The 17,356-nt window shown below is 56.3% G+C and carries 15 protein-coding genes; 9 read left to right on the top strand and 6 right to left on the bottom strand.

The features are described 5' to 3' along the window. The first annotated feature begins 190 nt into the window (after positions 1-190). A complete protein-coding gene (locus tag ACFSE1_RS09600; RefSeq protein WP_377399949.1) occupies positions 191-613 on the top strand; it encodes a paraquat-inducible protein A in 423 nt (140 codons plus the stop codon). Between the two features lie 19 nt (positions 614-632). On the opposite strand, the gene sciP is transcribed toward ACFSE1_RS09600, so the two are convergent. Both sciP and ACFSE1_RS09610 read right to left on the bottom strand, forming a co-directional pair. Then, positions 633-908, bottom strand: coding sequence for a CtrA inhibitor SciP (gene sciP / locus ACFSE1_RS09605; protein WP_062555519.1), 276 nt, complete (start codon positions 906-908; stop codon positions 633-635). Positions 909-1,135: 227 nt separating this feature from the next. Beyond that, positions 1,136-2,167 (bottom strand): DUF2793 domain-containing protein, encoded by a 1,032-nt coding sequence (locus ACFSE1_RS09610; protein ID WP_377399952.1) that lies wholly within the window; start codon positions 2,165-2,167, stop codon positions 1,136-1,138. A 456-nt stretch (positions 2,168-2,623) separates the two neighbouring features. On the opposite strand from ACFSE1_RS09610, the gene ACFSE1_RS09615 reads away from it, so the two are divergent. The 6 genes from ACFSE1_RS09615 (at position 2,624) to ACFSE1_RS09640 (ending at position 8,125) form a co-directional block, all read left to right on the top strand. Then, positions 2,624-3,526 carry a branched-chain amino acid ABC transporter permease gene (locus ACFSE1_RS09615; RefSeq protein WP_377399955.1) on the top strand — a complete coding sequence of 301 codons (903 nt, stop codon included), beginning with the start codon at positions 2,624-2,626 and terminating at the stop codon, positions 3,524-3,526. A 4-nt stretch (positions 3,527-3,530) separates the two neighbouring features. Further along, on the top strand, positions 3,531-4,928 hold the full coding sequence (gene livM, locus ACFSE1_RS09620; protein WP_377399958.1) for a high-affinity branched-chain amino acid ABC transporter permease LivM: 1,398 nt from the start codon (positions 3,531-3,533) through the stop codon (positions 4,926-4,928). Next, complete coding sequence (locus ACFSE1_RS09625) at positions 4,928-5,797, top strand: ABC transporter ATP-binding protein (protein WP_377399961.1); 870 nt, start codon at positions 4,928-4,930, stop codon at positions 5,795-5,797. Before livM ends, ACFSE1_RS09625 begins: the two co-directional genes overlap by 1 nt. Continuing rightward, positions 5,797-6,525, top strand: coding sequence for an ABC transporter ATP-binding protein (locus ACFSE1_RS09630; protein ID WP_377399964.1), 729 nt, complete (start codon positions 5,797-5,799; stop codon positions 6,523-6,525). Before ACFSE1_RS09625 ends, ACFSE1_RS09630 begins: the two co-directional genes overlap by 1 nt. A gap of 24 nt (positions 6,526-6,549) precedes the next feature. Further along, on the top strand, positions 6,550-6,903 hold the full coding sequence (locus ACFSE1_RS09635; protein ID WP_377399967.1) for a DUF6867 family protein: 354 nt from the start codon (positions 6,550-6,552) through the stop codon (positions 6,901-6,903). 106 nt (positions 6,904-7,009) lie between these two features. Then, positions 7,010-8,125, top strand: coding sequence for a branched-chain amino acid ABC transporter substrate-binding protein (locus ACFSE1_RS09640; protein ID WP_377399970.1), 1,116 nt, complete (start codon positions 7,010-7,012; stop codon positions 8,123-8,125). 301 nt (positions 8,126-8,426) lie between these two features. On the opposite strand, the gene ACFSE1_RS09645 is transcribed toward ACFSE1_RS09640, so the two are convergent. Then, positions 8,427-8,975 carry an AAA family ATPase gene (locus ACFSE1_RS09645; RefSeq protein ID WP_377399973.1) on the bottom strand — a complete coding sequence of 183 codons (549 nt, stop codon included), beginning with the start codon at positions 8,973-8,975 and terminating at the stop codon, positions 8,427-8,429. A 625-nt stretch (positions 8,976-9,600) separates the two neighbouring features. Here ACFSE1_RS09645 and ACFSE1_RS09650 point away from each other — a divergent pair. Continuing rightward, positions 9,601-10,716, top strand: coding sequence for a branched-chain amino acid ABC transporter substrate-binding protein (locus ACFSE1_RS09650; protein ID WP_377399976.1), 1,116 nt, complete (start codon positions 9,601-9,603; stop codon positions 10,714-10,716). 205 nt (positions 10,717-10,921) lie between these two features. Here ACFSE1_RS09650 and ACFSE1_RS09655 read toward each other — a convergent pair whose 3' ends face one another. The 3 genes from ACFSE1_RS09655 to ACFSE1_RS09665 all read right to left on the bottom strand — a co-directional run bounded on the left by ACFSE1_RS09655 (position 10,922) and on the right by ACFSE1_RS09665 (position 16,273). Continuing rightward, positions 10,922-11,395, bottom strand: coding sequence for a chemotaxis protein CheD (locus ACFSE1_RS09655; RefSeq protein WP_377399979.1), 474 nt, complete (start codon positions 11,393-11,395; stop codon positions 10,922-10,924). A gap of 575 nt (positions 11,396-11,970) precedes the next feature. Beyond that, the gene (locus ACFSE1_RS09660) at positions 11,971-12,894 is read right to left on the bottom strand and encodes a response regulator (RefSeq protein WP_377399982.1); all 924 of its coding nucleotides are present in this window, start codon (positions 12,892-12,894) and stop codon (positions 11,971-11,973) included. Further along, positions 12,887-16,273 carry a hybrid sensor histidine kinase/response regulator gene (locus ACFSE1_RS09665; RefSeq protein ID WP_377399985.1) on the bottom strand — a complete coding sequence of 1,129 codons (3,387 nt, stop codon included), beginning with the start codon at positions 16,271-16,273 and terminating at the stop codon, positions 12,887-12,889. Before ACFSE1_RS09665 ends, ACFSE1_RS09660 begins: the two co-directional genes overlap by 8 nt. 213 nt (positions 16,274-16,486) lie before the next feature. On the opposite strand from ACFSE1_RS09665, the gene olsC reads away from it, so the two are divergent. Then, positions 16,487-17,311 carry an ornithine lipid ester-linked acyl 2-hydroxylase OlsC gene (gene olsC / locus ACFSE1_RS09670; protein ID WP_377399988.1) on the top strand — a complete coding sequence of 275 codons (825 nt, stop codon included), beginning with the start codon at positions 16,487-16,489 and terminating at the stop codon, positions 17,309-17,311. Positions 17,312-17,356 lie beyond the last annotated feature (45 nt).

The following is a 17,356-nucleotide window of genomic DNA, read 5'->3' on the forward strand; positions in this document are numbered from 1 at the left end:
AACAGGCCGCCAAACAGGTAAACAAGACGCAACAGGTGGATCTGAAATGTCGCGAAACGCTTCCGCTTGGTTGAGCATTTTGTCGGTAAAAGGAGAGGGGATGGTGCAAGCCAGGTTGCGCAGACGATGGCGGCCTATGGCTGCCCTGTTGATCGCCGCATTGTTTTGCGCGGGAATCTCGTTGCCAATCATGCATTTCGAACGGCTTTATGTATTCACCCGCACGCCGTCGCTCCTCGACCTTATCGGCGAGCTATGGAGTGATGGAGAGTTCGGGCTGGCCGTGCTCATAGCGTTGTTTTCGGCGGTCTTTCCGTTCAGCAAACTTGCGATCCTGCTGGGAACGGAAATGGGTGCCTTTTCCTTGCGGGGAAGGCTCGGCCGCGTGCTGCCGCATCTGTCGAAGTGGTCTATGGTTGACGTGATGCTGGTCGCAATCGCGATTTTCGCGGCCAAGAGCAGTGGCCTGGCATCCATTGCGGTTTTGCCGGGCCTCTGGTTCTATGCGGCCTCCGCCATTGGCGTGGGCCTGCTATTTCCATCTGCCATCGCAAGAGGTGCTGTCTCAGCCCAAAATCTCCCGGCTGGCGACCCGAGAGAGAAAGCTGAATGAACAGCGGACTGGCGAATGGCTAGTGGCGATACTGTTGGATGCGTGTGGTTCTCAGGCCGGCAAGACCATGATCGTTGATCGAGGACTGCCAGGACAGGAATTCTTCAACAGTCAGCGTATAACGCGCGCAGGCTTCCTCGAGGCTAAGCAGGCCACCGCGCACCGCTGCAACCACCTCTGCCTTACGGCGGATAACCCAACGTCGCGTATTGGCCGGCGGCAGGTCCGCAATCGTCAGGGGGCTGCCATCGGGGCCGATGACATATTTTACTCGTGGACGGATCATTTCGGTCATTGGACTCTCTACACTACACAAGACCACGAGGCCGACGGTAACCCGCCAGCTTTAACAATTAACTAAACGTGATCCGCAATTTGTATGAATCATGACACAAGGTGCTGTTCTTGCGGATCACGTTTCGAATCTTGCATCAATTAGCTCTACATTTGCCTATCCTTATGTAATCGCGCTGCTTCTGCGTCCTTCATTCCGGTGCAGGCTGCCGCGCACAGGATGCGGCTCTATAGTCTCACGATAACAAGCTCTGTTGCTGGTGATCCTTCTTCCAGTGTCGCAGATCCCTTGTGGATGAGCGTCAGGGCATCGCCTTGGTTCAGGTTCGCGATTGTGGTTCTGCCCAGCGTCAGCGGCGAAGGAGATGTGCAACGGCAGGTGAACAATGTCTCGCTGCCATTGCGCAGGAGGCTGACGGAATATCCGCTTGCCGCCGTCAGCGTGATGTTGAGGCTGAGGGCGTAGAGGCCCTCTTCGGGTATCAGCAGGACATTGCCGCCGCCTGACACCGTGGCGCCGAGGCTCACCCCGCCCTGGGTCGTTGCCAATTCCGTAAAGCCGCGCGGCGTGTTGCTGGCCGGGCTGAAGGTGCCCGCTGCGCTGAAGGCTCTGCCTGCCGGACGAACGCTTTGCGTGACAACACCTTTGCTGCTCACCGTCAGGGCCGTCACCCATTGGCTGCCATCGCCACTCACCTTCAGGCCGAACTCGTCAGTTCCTGCCAGGCCGATTTCGGCGCGTCCCGACCAATTGTTCTGAAAGAGCATGGATGCTGTATCGCTCGCCGATGCCTTGTTGATCTTGATCTGATGGGAGGCACCGGCATGATTGAAAAGGCTTGCGGGTGAGGACAGGCTGAAGCGATTGGTGGCGTCGGCGGTGGCTGCAATGCCAAGCCGAGACGTGGAAATTGCCTCCGGCAGGGGAGGCGTTTTCCATTGGCCATTCTCGAAAAACTTCAGCACCTTTTCCTGTGCGAACCAGGCAAGGAAACCATTGCGGGGCGCCAGAAACGCCCAGCCGCTTTCCTCGCGCACGGCAATGTGGCCGTCGTGGCCGGTCCAGGCGGAGGTGGCATTCGCGCCAATCATATAGCGTGAACCGGGCAGGGCGGATGCCGGTGGCGTCGTTTCCTGTGCCTCAATGACGAGCTGAACCAGCCCATCGAGGATGGAAATCGCTTCGTTGAAGCTCACATGCTTCTGCGCTTGCGCTGGATGTATGAAAGGAAGACCTAGATTATTACTTTCATCATTCATAAATAGAACTCCGCTGTTGTCTGGAACAACAGTCTAAAACCGGAATCCGAGTGGGGGATCTATTTCCGCTAAGGTACTGATGTGGTGCGGGAGAGGTGGCAGATCATCCATCCGAATGGCAGCGATAGCTCGGCTTTTTTTGCTGCGCTGCGGCGAAAGTCGCGCCTGTAGCGCATGTTCATGCCTGATGTTCAACAACCGGGCATGAACCTCGAATGAACCTGGAATGATGGGCCAAGAGGCCCTTTTTTCGGCACAGGCTGCTGAAATTATAGTACTTTTGTGCGTTCCGAGATCACTTCAAGCATTGTTTGGGGGATGATGGCGACATTAAAGCTTTTTTGCTTCACATTTTTGAAGAAATGGTTATGACTTCCGCCAAATGCAAGAACCCTTAAGGGCCACACAGACATGGGCGCTGCGGCAATGAGGCCGCTGTGCGTCGGGGGAAAGTTTATGGAATATTTCATCCAGCAGCTCCTGAACGGGCTGACGCTTGGATCCATCTATGGTCTGGTCGCGATCGGCTATACGATGGTTTACGGCATCATCGGCATGATCAATTTCGCCCATGGCGATATCTTCATGCTTGGCGGCTTCGCTGCCTTGATCATCTTCCTCATCGTGACCAGCTTCTTTGCCGGCATTCCTGTCGCTCTGGCGCTTCTGGTGATGCTGATCGTCGCCATGCTTGTCACCAGCCTGTGGAACTGGACGATCGAACGCATCGCCTACCGGCCTCTCAGAGGCTCGTTCCGTCTTGCGCCGCTGATCACGGCCATCGGCATGTCCATCGTGCTGTCAAACTTCATCCAGGTCACGCAGGGTCCGCGCAACAAGCCGATTCCGCCGCTGGTCAATGATGTTTATCACTTTGGCTCTGTCACCGTTTCCCTGAAGCAGCTGGTGATTGTCGTTCTGACCACGATTCTCCTCGCAGCCTTCTGGTACATCGTGAACAAGACGCCGCTTGGCCGCGCCCAGCGCGCAACCGAGCAGGATCGCAAGATGGCGGCTCTGCTTGGTGTCGATGTGGATCGCACCATTTCGATCACCTTCGTCATGGGCGCGGCTCTGGCTGCTGTGGCTGGCACCATGTATCTTATGTATTATGGTGTTGCCTCGTTTGCCGATGGCTTCATCCCGGGTGTCAAGGCTTTCACGGCTGCCGTTCTCGGCGGTATCGGTTCGCTTCCAGGGGCCGTTCTCGGCGGCTTGCTGATCGGCCTGATCGAGTCTCTCTGGTCTGCCTATTTCTCAATCGCCTATAAGGATGTCGCGACCTTCGCCATCCTTGCCTTCGTGCTGATTTTCAAGCCGACCGGCATTTTGGGTCGTCCTGAAGTGGAGAAGGTATAATCTCATGGCGAATGTTGAAAATTCCGCCCCTGCGGGCGCGCCCGGCCTGATGGTGAAAGCGCTGAAGGAAGGGCTGCTGGCGGGCACCATTGCCTTCGGCATGTTCCTTCTCTATGTGGGTATTGAAACCTACCAGGACATCGACAACCGTCTGGTCTGGCGCACGCGCTGGGGCCTGCTGGCTGTCTTCGTGGTGGTGGCTGCCGTTGGGCGCTTCCTCGTGGTTGGCTTCATCACCCCGCATATCGATCGCCGCAAGCTCGCCAAGGCCAAGGCGGGCATTCCAGAGATCTCTGACGACAAAGGCTTTTTTCATAAGCACTTTCTGAAGATTGCTCTTGTCGCGCTCGTTCTCTATCCGCCTGTAGCGATTGCGCTGAACGGCGTTCAGGGATCCCTCAAGTTTGTCGATAACTTCGGCATCCAGATTCTGATCTACGTGATGCTGGCCTGGGGCCTCAATGTCGTTGTCGGTCTCGCAGGCCTTCTCGACCTCGGCTACGTGGCCTTCTATGCGGTGGGTGCCTATTCCTACGCGCTTCTCTCCGACACGTTCGGGCTTTCCTTCTGGATCCTTCTGCCGGTTGCGGGCATCCTTGCTGCTTTCTGGGGTATTATCCTGGGCTTCCCCGTATTGCGTCTTCGCGGTGACTATCTTGCAATCGTCACGCTTGCATTTGGAGAAATCATCCGCCTCGTGCTCATGAACTGGACCGAAGTCACGGGTGGTACGGCTGGTATTTCCGGCATTGCCAAGGCATCGGTGTTCGGCATCTATTCCTTCGACGTCGGGGTGGAGAACAACTTCGCCAAGGTCTTCGGCCTGCCGATGTCTTCCGCCTATTACAAGATCTTCCTGTTTTACGTCATTCTGGCGCTTTGCCTCCTTACGGCCTACGTGACGATGAAACTGCGTCGCATGCCCATTGGTCGTGCCTGGGAAGCTCTGCGTGAAGATGAAATCGCTTGCCGCTCGCTTGGCATCGATACGGTCAAGACCAAGCTGACGGCCTTTGCCATTGGCGCCATGTTCGGCGGCTTTGCCGGCTCGTTCTTTGCTGCACGCCAGGGCTTCGTCTCTCCGGAAAGCTTCGTCTTCCTGGAATCTGCGGTGATTCTGGCGATCGTTGTTCTCGGCGGCATGGGTTCGCTGACGGGCATTGCCGTCGCTGCCATCGTCATGGTGGGTGGCACGGAACTGCTTCGTGAAATGGAATTCCTCAAGCATGTCTTCGGCGAGGATTTCACGCCCGAGCTTTACCGCATGCTGATCTTCGGTCTGGCCATGGTCGTGGTCATGCTGTTCAAGCCACGCGGTTTCGTTGGCTCGCGCGAACCGACGGCCTTCCTCAAGGAGCGCAAGGCAGTCTCTGGAAGCTTCACCAAGGAGGGGCACGGCTGATGACCTCCGGAATTCAGACGATGAACAAGGATACTATTCTCAAGGTTGAGCATCTCTCGATGCGCTTTGGTGGCCTCATGGCCATCAACGACCTGTCGCTGGAGGTCAAACGGGGCGATATCACCGCCCTGATCGGTCCCAACGGCGCGGGCAAGACCACGGTTTTCAACTGCATCACCGGTTTCTACAAGCCGACAATGGGCATGATTTCGATGACCCAGAAGAGCGGCAAGCAATATCTGCTTGAACGCCTCTCCGATTTCGACATCACCAAACAGGCCAAGGTGGCGCGTACCTTCCAGAACATCCGTCTTTTCGGTGGTCTGACGGTTCTTGAAAACCTGCTCGTTGCGCAGCACAACAAGCTGATGAAGGCGTCCGGCTATACGGTCATGGGCCTTCTTGGAATGGCTGGCTACAAGCGCGAGGCGGAAGCGTCCATCGAAATGGCGCGCTTCTGGCTCGAGAAGACGGATCTGATTGATCGTGCAGACGATCCGGCAGGAGATCTTCCCTATGGCGACCAACGGCGTCTGGAGATTGCTCGTGCCATGTGCACAGGGCCGGAACTTCTGTGCCTGGACGAGCCTGCCGCCGGTCTCAATCCGCGCGAATCGCTTGCCCTCAACAACCTGTTGAAGAGCATAAGAGACGATACCGGAACTTCGGTTCTGCTGATTGAGCACGACATGTCCGTGGTCATGGAGATTTCAGACCATGTGGTCGTTCTGGAATACGGCCAGAAGATTTCCGATGGCACTCCGGACCATGTCAAAAACGATCCGAAGGTGATTGCCGCTTATCTCGGCGTCGAGGACGACGAGGTTGAGGACGTAATTTCAGAAGAACTCGACGGGAGCGTGCAGTAATGGCTGGCGAACCTCTATTGAAGGTCTCCGGCGTCGAGACCTATTACGGCAATATCCGCGCGCTTGCCGGCGTGGACGTGGATGTGCACAAGGGCGAGATTGTCAGCCTCATCGGTGCCAATGGCGCTGGAAAATCCACATTGATGATGACGATCTGCGGAAGCCCGCAGGCCCGCCACGGTAATGTGATCTTCGAAGGCCGGGACATTACCCGCATGCCGACGCATGAGATTGCGCGTCTGCGTATCGCGCAATCGCCGGAAGGACGCCGTATTTTCCCGCGGATGACGGTTTATGAGAACCTCCAAATGGGGGCGGGGCTCGATAACCTGAAGTTCTTCAACGAGGATGTGGAGAAGATTTTCGCACTGTTTCCACGTCTGCGTGAACGCCAGAGCCAGCGAGGCGGAACGCTTTCGGGTGGCGAGCAGCAGATGCTGTCCATCGGTCGCGCTCTGATGGCTCGTCCAAAGCTCCTCCTGCTGGATGAACCATCGCTTGGTCTGGCTCCCTTGATCGTGAAGCAGATTTTCGAGGCCATCAAGCAGCTGAACGAGAAGGAAGGTCTGACGGTCTTCCTCGTGGAGCAGAACGCATTCGCTGCATTGAAGCTCTCTCATCGTGCCTATGTCATGGTGAACGGTCAGGTGACCATGAGTGGAAGCGGTAAGGATCTGCTCTCCAATCCGGAAGTTCGTGCTGCCTATCTCGAAGGCGGGCGTCACTGATCGCTGACGCAAGGAGGATCTGAAATGCAAGGACTTTTCTTCGAAAGCGATACCGGCGCACGCTATGCCCTTCGCTTTTTTGTGCTGCTCCTCGGCTTCTGGACCGCATGGCGCACCGGTCGTGCCGTTGCTGACGGATGGAACAACCTTCCGCTGGTGGTTGCCTACACGTTTCTGCTGGGCGGTCTGATGCGTTTTCTGCATTACGCCTTGTTCCAGGGCCCGTTCCTGAACCTGGAATATTACGTGATGGATGTCGTGCTTTTGCTGGTGTTTTCGCTGGCTGGTTTCCGGCACAGGCGCACGCAGCAGATGACTAGCAATTATTATTGGCTGTATCAGAAAACTTCTCCCTTCTCATGGAAGAGTAAGGGTTGACACTGAATCAACTTCCCAATTAAAAATTGAATGTCGGATCACGGCGCGGTGGTAGAAACCCGCGCCGTCTTCTATTTTAAACTTCGATATATTTGGGGAGGATCATATGCGAGGCCTATTTTACTCGGCAGTCGCGATGACTGCTATCGTTGCTTTTGGAGGCTCTGCCTGGGCGGACGTGCTCGTGGGTGTGGGAGCGCCCCTGACAGGTCCGAATGCTGCGTTTGGCGCGCAGATCCAGAAGGGTGCCGAGCAGGCAGCGGCAGATATCAATGCCGCTGGCGGCATCAACGGCGAAAAGATCAAGATCGTGCTGGGCGACGATGTGTCGGATCCGAAGCAGGGCGTTTCGGTCGCCAACAAGTTTGTGGCCGATGGCGTCAAATTTGTGGTGGGCCACTTCAACTCCGCCGTGTCGATCCCTGCGGCTGAAGTCTATGCGGAAAACGGTATCCTGCAGGTGACACCGGCTTCGACCAACCCGAAATATACTGAACGCGGCCTGTGGAACACGTTCCGTACCTGCGGTCGTGACGATCAGCAGGGCGAAGTCGCTGGCAAGTACATTGCTGAAAAGTTCAAGGATGCCAAGGTTGCTGTCATCCATGACAAGACCACCTATGGTCAGGGCCTTGCCGACGAAACCAAAAAGGCGATGAACAAGCTTGGCGTGAAGGAAGCCATCTACGAAGGCATCACGGTTGGCGACAAGGACTTCTCCGCGCTCGTTTCCAAGATGAAGGCTGCTGGCGTCGGCATCGTTTACTATGGCGGTCTGCACACGGAAGCCGGTCTTCTGATGCGCCAGATGGCGGATCAGGGCCTGAAGGCTCCGCTGATGTCGGGCGATGGTATCACGTCCAACGAACTGGCTTCGATCGCTGGCGACGCTGTGAATGGCACGCTGATGACCTTCCCGCCGGATCCGCGCACGAACCCGAATGCAAAGGATCTTGTCGAGAAGTTCCGCAAGGCTGGTTTTGAGCCGGAAGCCTACACGCTTTATTCCTATGCAGCGCTGCAGATCATTGCCGATGCGGCCAAGGCTGCGGGCACCAACGATCCGCAGAAGGTTGCCGAAACGATGAAGTCCAAGGGGCCGTTCAAATCCGTGATCGGCGACATTGGCTTTGACGCCAAGGGCGACATTACGCGCCCAGACTACGTCATGTACCAGTGGAAGAAGGGTGCAGACGGGAAATACACCTATACCCAGATGTAAGTTGACGCTGGACGTCGAGCATGACTTTCGGAAGGCCCGGTTTCGTACCGGGCCTTTTTGCTGGGTGCGGTGTTTCCCTAAGCATGTCCAGCAAAAGTGCGTTAGCGGTTTTGCGTCCGGACTGCGTTAAGACACCTAAAGCATGTCCAGCAAAAGTGCGTCAGCGGTTTTGCGTCTGGACCGCGTAAAACTGAACAGACAGGGCATTCAGTTTTGGCCGGAAATGCCCTGAGCCAGGGTATCGCAAGAGAGTAACCGGTAGATGTGCCGGGCAAGGCTGGCCGCAAGGGGAGCGACTATCCTAACAATTGGCCCGGAGGTAGGTCAGTACGAAATCGGCGCGCTGGGCTATGCTGATTCTTGGCAGAGCAACGGGTTCATAGCCAAGCTTCGGATAGAAGCCGCGGAGGCTCTCATATTCCTTCACTGCGGTTACGAGATCATGATTGCGCTCCGCATCAGTGTGATAGATTTCCGGCCACGGGGGCGTCATGAATACGGTCCGATGGAAGCGATGGAGCGAGCAAAGTTCCTGTGCCTCCCTTTTTTCAGCATCCGGTGCTGAGGACTGACACAAGGCGTTTGCGGCATCGATCAAGCCTCTGTCAAAAAACACGTCACCATCGAGGCCTTTGGTACGGCTCAAATCCTCAAGGCTTTGCCTGATCGCTCGTCGTGCAAATGCAGCCAGATCTATCCAAGGCAGGGCCGTGCTCTGCCTCGCCAACTCCTGCGAAACGATTCGCCTGCCGGGCTCTTCAACTATTGTGTAGCCCCTTTGGCTGAGCTCAAGCAGCAAGGATGATTTACCGCCGCCTGAGCAGCCGGAAATGATGATGAGGCGATTCATGTGCGGTCTGTCTCGTACCTGTACCCTCAATTTATGAGTTTACCGGAAGAGGTGTCTCACCCAATTCTTGCCGGGATTGCCGGATTCTAAGCTCTAATCAAACGACTTAAGTATAGCTTGGTTTTTGTAGAAAAACGGCGATCTTCTTGGCATTAAAACTTTAGTCTGAATATGCCACTTCGGGCTGGCATGTTGGAACAGATTGATCCTTAGCGCGAGGATTTTTCAATCGTCTACAAATTTTTCTGTGCAACGCCATAGCCGCCGTTTTCGTCATTGACAGGGATGCAACCCAAGGGGGAGTTTTGGGCTTGGTCTAACTGGCGAGAAATGCGTGATTTTTCGGCAAATACGCTCTTCTCCTGCATAGCAAGAATGCGGTCTGCAACTCAATTATGCGATGCGCAGGCAGGGTCTGTTCATGGCTTCATTTTACCCATCATGTCAGAAAATCTTATGCATCTATAGAGAGAAAAAATAAATTAGCGTTCCCGCAAAAGTAAGAATTGACAGGGCGTTGTTTTCGGCTTCAGAGTGCGTGCCGGGGAAACTCTTCGCCGCGTAAGGAAAGTGGGGCTTGCGACGGTAAATTCTTGGACCCGCTGAATAAACTGGGAGTAAAATAATGAAGAAGTCTCTTCTTTCGGCGGTCGCGCTGACGGCTGTTGTCGCCTTTGGCGGCTCCGCCTGGGCGGACGTGCTGGTGGGCGTTGGCGGCCCGCTGACCGGCCCGAACGCTGCGTTTGGCGCGCAGCTTCAGAAGGGTGCCGAGCAGGCAGCGGCAGATATCAATGCCGCTGGCGGCATCAACGGCGAAAAGATCAAGATCGTGCTGGGCGACGATGTGTCGGATCCGAAGCAGGGCGTTTCGGTCGCCAACAAATTTGTGGCCGATGGCGTCAAATTTGTGGTGGGCCACTTCAACTCCGCCGTGTCGATCCCGGCGGCTGAAGTCTATGCGGAAAACGGTATCCTGCAGGTGACACCGGCTTCGACCAACCCGAAATATACTGAACGCGGCCTGTGGAACACGTTCCGTACCTGCGGTCGTGACGATCAGCAGGGCGAAGTCGCTGGCAAGTACATTGCTGAAAAGTTCAAGGATGCCAAGGTCGCTGTCATTCATGACAAGACCACCTATGGCCAGGGCCTTGCCGATGAAACCAAGAAGGCGATGAACAAGCTTGGCGTGAAGGAAGCCATCTACGAAGGCATCACGGTTGGCGACAAGGACTTCTCCGCGCTCGTTTCCAAGATGAAGGCTGCTGGCGTCGGCATCGTTTACTATGGCGGTCTGCACACGGAAGCCGGTCTTCTGATGCGCCAGATGGCGGATCAGGGCCTGAAGGCTCCGCTGATGTCGGGCGATGGTATCACGTCCAACGAACTGGCTTCGATCGCTGGCGACGCTGTGAATGGCACGCTGATGACCTTCCCGCCGGATCCGCGCACGAACCCGAATGCAAAGGATCTTGTCGAGAAGTTCCGCAAGGCTGGTTTTGAGCCGGAAGCCTACACGCTTTACTCCTATGCAGCGCTGCAGATCATTGCCGATGCGGCCAAGGCTGCGGGCACCAACGATCCGCAGAAGGTTGCTGAAACGATGAAGTCAAAGGGGCCGTTCAAGACTGTGATCGGTGAAATCGGCTTTGATGCCAAGGGCGACATTACGCGCCCAGACTACGTCATGTACCAGTGGAAGAAGGGTGCAGACGGAAAATACACCTATACCCAGATGTGATTCATTTCCCATCAAACGCGAGGCCCGGATTTTCCGGGCCTTTATTCATTTTATCCTGAGTTTTTCGGATCAGACGCAGGGGTTAATGGCTGCCTCTTCGTGTCCAGGCAGTTTGAACGCAAAACTGCTGACGCGCTTTTGCTGTAGGTGGCGCAAACCCGCCTGCTTTCCAGTCGCGTATTTCATGATTGGGGGTAGTTCAGGCTCAGCAAGCAATTCTGGCCGGCGGCTTGGCCGCTTGCGTCATGGATTGCTGGATAATCTGAAGGTCGAAGCGTGATTTTGGGTGCGGCTCGCCCGCTTCCCGTACGGAAGCAATGCCAGTGGTTGGGTTGAAGGTAACCCATTGCGCCACATGCCCACCCAGCTTTGACTCAATCAGGGGGATGTTCTCGTCATGGAGAAAGCTTCTTGCAAAAGCGATGTTGATTGCGCCTGGGCATGTTTCCGCCTGGTTGCTGATGCGCCCGCCATAAAGCTTTGCAACGAGATTTTCGCGCTTTGCGCCAAATCGAAGAAGTCCGTCGACCAGGCTGCGCATGGCAACCTCGCCATAGCGGTGCGATGCATCTCTTGAAGCGTGTTCAGCACCATAAGGCAGAACGAAATGGTTGATCCCGCCAACCCGCTTAACCGGATCGTAGATGCAGGCACAAACACAGGAGCCGAGAACAGTCATGTAAACTGTCTTGGGATTTCGCGAAATCTTGCATTCGCCTCCTAAAATATAAGTGGCCTGGATTGTGTTGTTACTCATCATAATCTCCGCAAGCACGTGATAGAATGTCGTCCAAACGTGAATCATTTCCACGCGCTGCCACGCAAATTATCAATCACTAAAAATTCTAGACTAGTTTGGGGTGCATTTAATATTCTTGTCTTTGGCTTTCGTGAACGTAGCAATTCAATTTTTATGTATTATCTATATTAAACATCTCTAACTGCGCGGGTTTCTGAGCATCGATTTTACCTCTCGCTTCCATGGCATCTTTTGCAGCGGCTTTCCGTGCATCATACGATGTGCGCGATCAAATGGATCTGGCGTTTATGAAAGCGTGCGAGTTATTCACTGGCCAGCCAAAAGCATTTTTAGAAAAAAGAGCTGCGGTTCTCCCGACCGGATACGCGTAAAAACAAATGGTTAGGGATTCTTTTTTGTTTCTGTTAAACACAAACTTTCATCTAACGATGTGGGCTTTTGTGTTAAGGCGTGACGTCACCACGCAATCGCTACACCCTTGCGTGCTACGTATTTCACCGCTCATGAAGAATCGTGGCAGCTTTGACCGCCGCAGATGCCCTGTTTTCGACACCTAACTTCACATAGATCTGTTCCAGATGCTTGTTCACGGTTCGGGCAGAAAGGCCGAGGATTTCGCCGATATCCTTGTTCGCTTTTCCTTTTGCTATCCACAAAAGCACTTCCGCCTCACGCGCAGTCAGGCCGAAATGCTCGCGCAAAAGCGCATCCGGCGCGAGGGTGCTGGCAGATGTCACCCGAATAAGGTGCTCATCCGCTCCAATTGCACCGAGAAAAGCGAAATGAAGCGCAGCCTGTCCGTCAGTTTCGGGCAGTGGTGTGAAGTCGCGCGAGAAATTCGGGCGATCGCGATCCTCCAGCCATGTTGCCAGTTTGCGCGCGATGGATTCCAGGCCGTTTTCCGAGCCAAGCGCGGTGTTGACGAGATGTGTTGCCTGCGGCGTGGACCAAAGCAAGGCGCCGCTTGCGCGCACCGCCAGCAGGTGGCGTCCTGCCGCATCCAGCGCCACGCGCGCACTCTGGGCTGAGCGGGCATTGGAAAGATGAACCCTGATGCGGGCGCGCAATTCATCGATATTGATCGGCTTTGTCAGATAGTCCACGCCGCCGCTTCCCAGCGCGTTCACCACATGCTCCGTTTCCGTCAGCCCGGTCATGAATATGACCGGCACTTGCGAATGGGAAGGATTTGCCTTGAGGCTCCGGCAGGTTTCAAAACCATCCATGCCGGGCATGACCGCATCGAGGAGGATGAGGTCGGGCGTGATGCGATCCATAATGGCGAGCGCCGCCTGACCGGACGTGGCGATGAGGACGGAAAAGCCGCTATGCTCCAGCGTCTCGGTGAGGAAGCCCAATGCGTCGGGGCTATCGTCCACCAGAAGTACAATATCGCGGCGTGTTGCAAGCTCAGCCATGGCCGGAACTCCTTTCCTCGCTGAATTGTTTGAGGAAGGTCACGAGCCCCGTCATGTCGAAGCTTTGGATATAATTGCGGCTTGCATCTGCAAAGGCGCGATAGTTTTCCTGTTCTGTCATCTCGGTCAGGCGGCTTTCAAGCCCGCGAATATAGCCAATTTCGGCCAGCTGGATGAGATCTTGCAAGTCGTTCGCAGGCGGGGGCTGGATGGGGGCTGGTCCTTGCGCCGGTAAGCTGGGCTGCTCGCCTTCATAAATCCACGCAAGGCCAAGATGCTTGGCCAGCTTATCCGAAAGCTGGCGAATATCGACGGGTTTGGAAATGGCGTCATTGTGCCCGTCGCCTGCGCGAATGGTGCTGGCACCATCGCCGATATTGGCGGAAAGCATCAGGATTGGCGCCGTCTGGCCGCTTTCACGCAAGCGCTCCACCAGTTGCCAGCCATTCATTCCGGGCATCAAAATATCCACGAGAAACAGGTCCGGTCTCACGCCTTCAATCAGCGTCAGACATTCGGGACCGCCGCCTGCCGTCAGCACCACGAAATCGAGCGGTGCCAGAACCTCCCGCATCAGATCACGATGGTCTTCGTTGTCATCCACCACCACCACGGTCCTGCGGGGGCCGCTATAGCCAACGATCTTCTTTTCCGGTGCGGCCAATGTCGCGGGGCGGTTGACGGCAGACAGCATCAGCCGAACCCGGAAGGTGGAACCCTCATCCTTGCGGCTTGCCACGGAAATCTCACCGCCAAGCGTGTTGGTCAGAAGGCGGGTAATGGTCAGACCGAGGCCCAGTCCCGGCATGGGGCGAACACTGTCGGCCTCGCCACGTTGGAAGGGTTCGTAAATGCGCGCCAGATCCTTTTCGGCAATCCCGCGGCCGGTATCGCTGACGGTAAATGTCGCAACCTGGCTGCGATAGGAAACGTCGAAGCGGACCGAACCCCGGTCTGTGAACTTGATGGCGTTGGAGAGGAGGTTGACGAGAATCTGGCGCAGGCGTTTTTCGTCCGTCCGCACGTAAAGGGGCAGGCCCGGTGCGCGGCTATGCTCGAAGACGAGGCTCTTGGCCTGTGCCTGCGGGCGGAACATCTCCACGATCTGGTCGAGAAAATCCTGAATGTTGATCTCGTTGGAATAGACCTGAAGCCTTCCCGCTTCGATCTTCGAAATATCCAGCAGACCATCGATCAGCCCGGACAGGTGATCGGCGGAGCGTTTGATGACCCGGATGGCGGATTGGCGGGGTGCGGGAATCGTTTCGTCGCGCTCCAGAAGCTGCGCATAGCCCAGTACCGCGTTCAAGGGCGTGCGCAGCTCGTGGCTGAGCCCTACGACATAGCGGCTTTTTGCGCGGTTGGCGGCTTCCGCCGTTTCCTTGGCCTGTTGCAGTGCAGCGTCGGTCTTGCGGTGGGCGGCGATCTCTTTCAGGAGAAGCGTGTTCTGGCGCGAGCTTTCCTCCTCTGCCACCACCCGGCTGTCATGGGCCAGCACATAGAACCAGGAAACAATGCCCGCGAGCATGGCAAACACGAAAAAGACGATCAGCGTGGTGCCGTAGATAACCTCGGCATTGGCGGGCGCTGCCTGCCCGACATGGTAGGCGATGACCAGAAGGATCAAGCCGATCAGGGAAATGGAAAGCGCGGCCGTCAAGGCATAGCGCCCCAGCCGGGTCATCAGCCGCTCGATAATCGTATCGGAAAGAACCGATCGTGCCACCGCGCCGATTTGCGCTTTCATTTGCGCCTTCGGCTTGCACATGTCGTGACACCGGCTATCGAGTGAGCAGCAGAGGGAGCAGATCGGTGCGGCATAGGCGGGGCACCAGGCCATATCCTCCGGCTCGAAGGGGTGTTCGCAAATTGAGCAGGTGATGGATGTTGCCGTTTTCCAGACGTGGCGAGGCTTGCGCGCCAGGTAGTAGCGCCCGCCGGTGCCCCAGGCGATCAGCGGTGAAATGATGAAGGCCAGAAGCGTGAGATAGCTTGCCAGCGATGCCGGTGTGGTGCCGAACAGACCGAAATGCGCGCTCAGCGCGATGGCCGCCGAACCGAACATGGCCCCCAGGCCAACCGGATTGAGATCGTAAAGATGCGCCCGTTTGAACTCGATCCCGGCGGGCGAAAGGCCCAGTGGCTTGTTGATGAACAGATCCGCCGAAATTGTGCACAGCCATGACATGGCAATGATGGAGAAGACGCCGAGCGTTGCCTCCAGCAATCGGTATATGCCCAGTTCCATCAACAACAGCGCGATGGCGACGTTGAAAATCAGCCAGACCACGCGGCCCGGATGGCTGTGGGTGAGCCGTGAGAAGAAGTTAGACCAGGCGAGCGAGCCGGCATAGGCATTCATCACGTTGATCTTCAGCTGCGAGACGACAACGAAGGCGGCCATCAGCAGGAGGGCGGCAGTTTCATTCGGGATCATATAGCCGAAGGCTGCCAGATACATATGCGCGGGATCGGCCGCTTCCCGGATGGGAACGCCGGTAGAGAGTGTCAGCACCGCCAGAAAAGAGCCCGCCAGCAGCTTCGGCACGCCCACGACGACCCAGCCGGGCCCCGCCAGAAAGACCGCCAGACGATGCCGCCAGCGCGTCTGCCCTTCTGCGGGAAGAAAGCGCAGAAAATCCACCTGCTCGCCGATTTGCGGCATGAGCGCCAGAATGACGGCAGAGGCCGCTCCGAATTCGAGAAGGTCGAAAGGGGCAGCGCCGCCTGCGCCCAGATTGGAGTGGCCGACGCCCGCAAAGGAGCGCCATAGATCGAATTTCTGCCAGTCCAGCAAGGCGATGAAGAGGAAGGGCAGGATGTTGAGCACGATCCAGAAAGGCTGTGTCAGCAGCTGAAAGCGGGAAATCAGCTGAACGCCATAGATAACCAGCGGAATGACCAGGACTGCGCTGATGATATAGCCGATCCAGGTGGGGATACCGAAGGCGAGATGAAGCGCCCCCGTCATGATCGATGCCTCAATGGCAAATAGCATGAAGGTGAAGCTGGCATAGATCAGCGAGGTGATGGTGGAGCCGATATAACCAAAGCTCGCCCCTCGCGTCAGGAGGTCGATATCAACCCCGTGGCGTATGGCGTAGCGGCTGATGGGAAGCCCCACCAGCAGCATGACGGTTGCCGCCGCCAGGATCGCGAAAAAGGCGTTGGTTGTGCCGTAGGACAGCGTGATTGCACCGCCGATGGCTTCCAGAGCCAGAAAGGAAATGGCGCCGATGGCGGTGTGAGAAATGCGGTTGGAGGAAAAGCGGCGGGCGCTCTTGGCAGTAAAGCGCAACGCGTAATCCTCCAGCGTCTGATCCGCCACCCAGCGATTATATTCGCGCCGGATCGGGATGATGCGTTGCCGCGCTGCCATCTAATATGCCGTCTCTTTGTGCGTGGTGAGATATTGTGCACTTTGACGGTTCCGCAAAGAATTGCAAGGCGCATTCCTCTTTGTCACAAGTCTGACACAGCTGCTTGCAAGTGACCTTGGGCGATTTAAATATTGGGCACTTCCACGCCCCCTGCAGGGACCGTCCGGCAACCCTGCGGGCATTGTTGTTTTAACCAGGTCGAGGCCGCTCCCGTGAAGCCCCATTCCAACGCCAGTGTTTCCCAACCGCAGCAAAATTTCGGCACTTCAGGCATCGCGCCCATGGATCGGCCAAGCCGCATCACACGGTTTTTCATGGGCATTGTTGCCTGGGCCGAACGGCTGAACCTCAAATATGCAAAGCTTGGCAATCCTCCGGTCTATGACAATGCCCAGTTTCCCTGGGCGAAGGAGATCGAGGCTGCAACGCCTGCCATTCGTGCCGAACTGGACCGGATTCTGCTGCGCCAGCACGAACTGCCGTCGTTTCAGGATATTTCTGCCGATGTGAAGACCATCTCCACTGACAATCACTGGAAGACCTTCTTCCTGCTGGGCTTCGGCGTCCGCTCCGAGCAGAACATTGCAGCCTGCCCGGAAACCTGGAAGGCCATGCAGAAGATTCCGGGGCTGACCACTGTGATGTTCTCCATTTTCGAGCCGGGCAAACATCTGCCGCCGCATCGCGGCCCCTATAACGGTGTGCTGCGCCTGCATCTCGGGCTCATCGTTCCTGAGCCACGTGATAAGCTGGCGATCCGGGTGGAGAATGAGATCTGCCATTGGGAAGAGGGCAAGGTTCTGATTTTTGACGATGCCTATGAGCATGAGGCCTGGAACCATACGGACAAGACGCGCGTGGTTCTGTTCGTCGATTTCGTCAAGCCGCTCAAATTCCCGGCGCGACTGGTAAACTGGCTGTTGATGCATCTGGCGATCTTCACGCCCTTCATCCGCGAAGGACTGGATAACCACAAGGAGTGGGAGAAGAAGTTCTACGCCCAGGCGGAGGCGCTACGCAATCAACCGAAGCCATAACGTCATCTGCTCAGCTGACATGAAAAAAGGGCGCGGCATCAACTG

It is taken from the genome of Affinirhizobium helianthi (assembly GCF_042680945.1).
Taxonomy (GTDB): domain Bacteria; phylum Pseudomonadota; class Alphaproteobacteria; order Rhizobiales; family Rhizobiaceae; genus Neorhizobium; species Neorhizobium helianthi.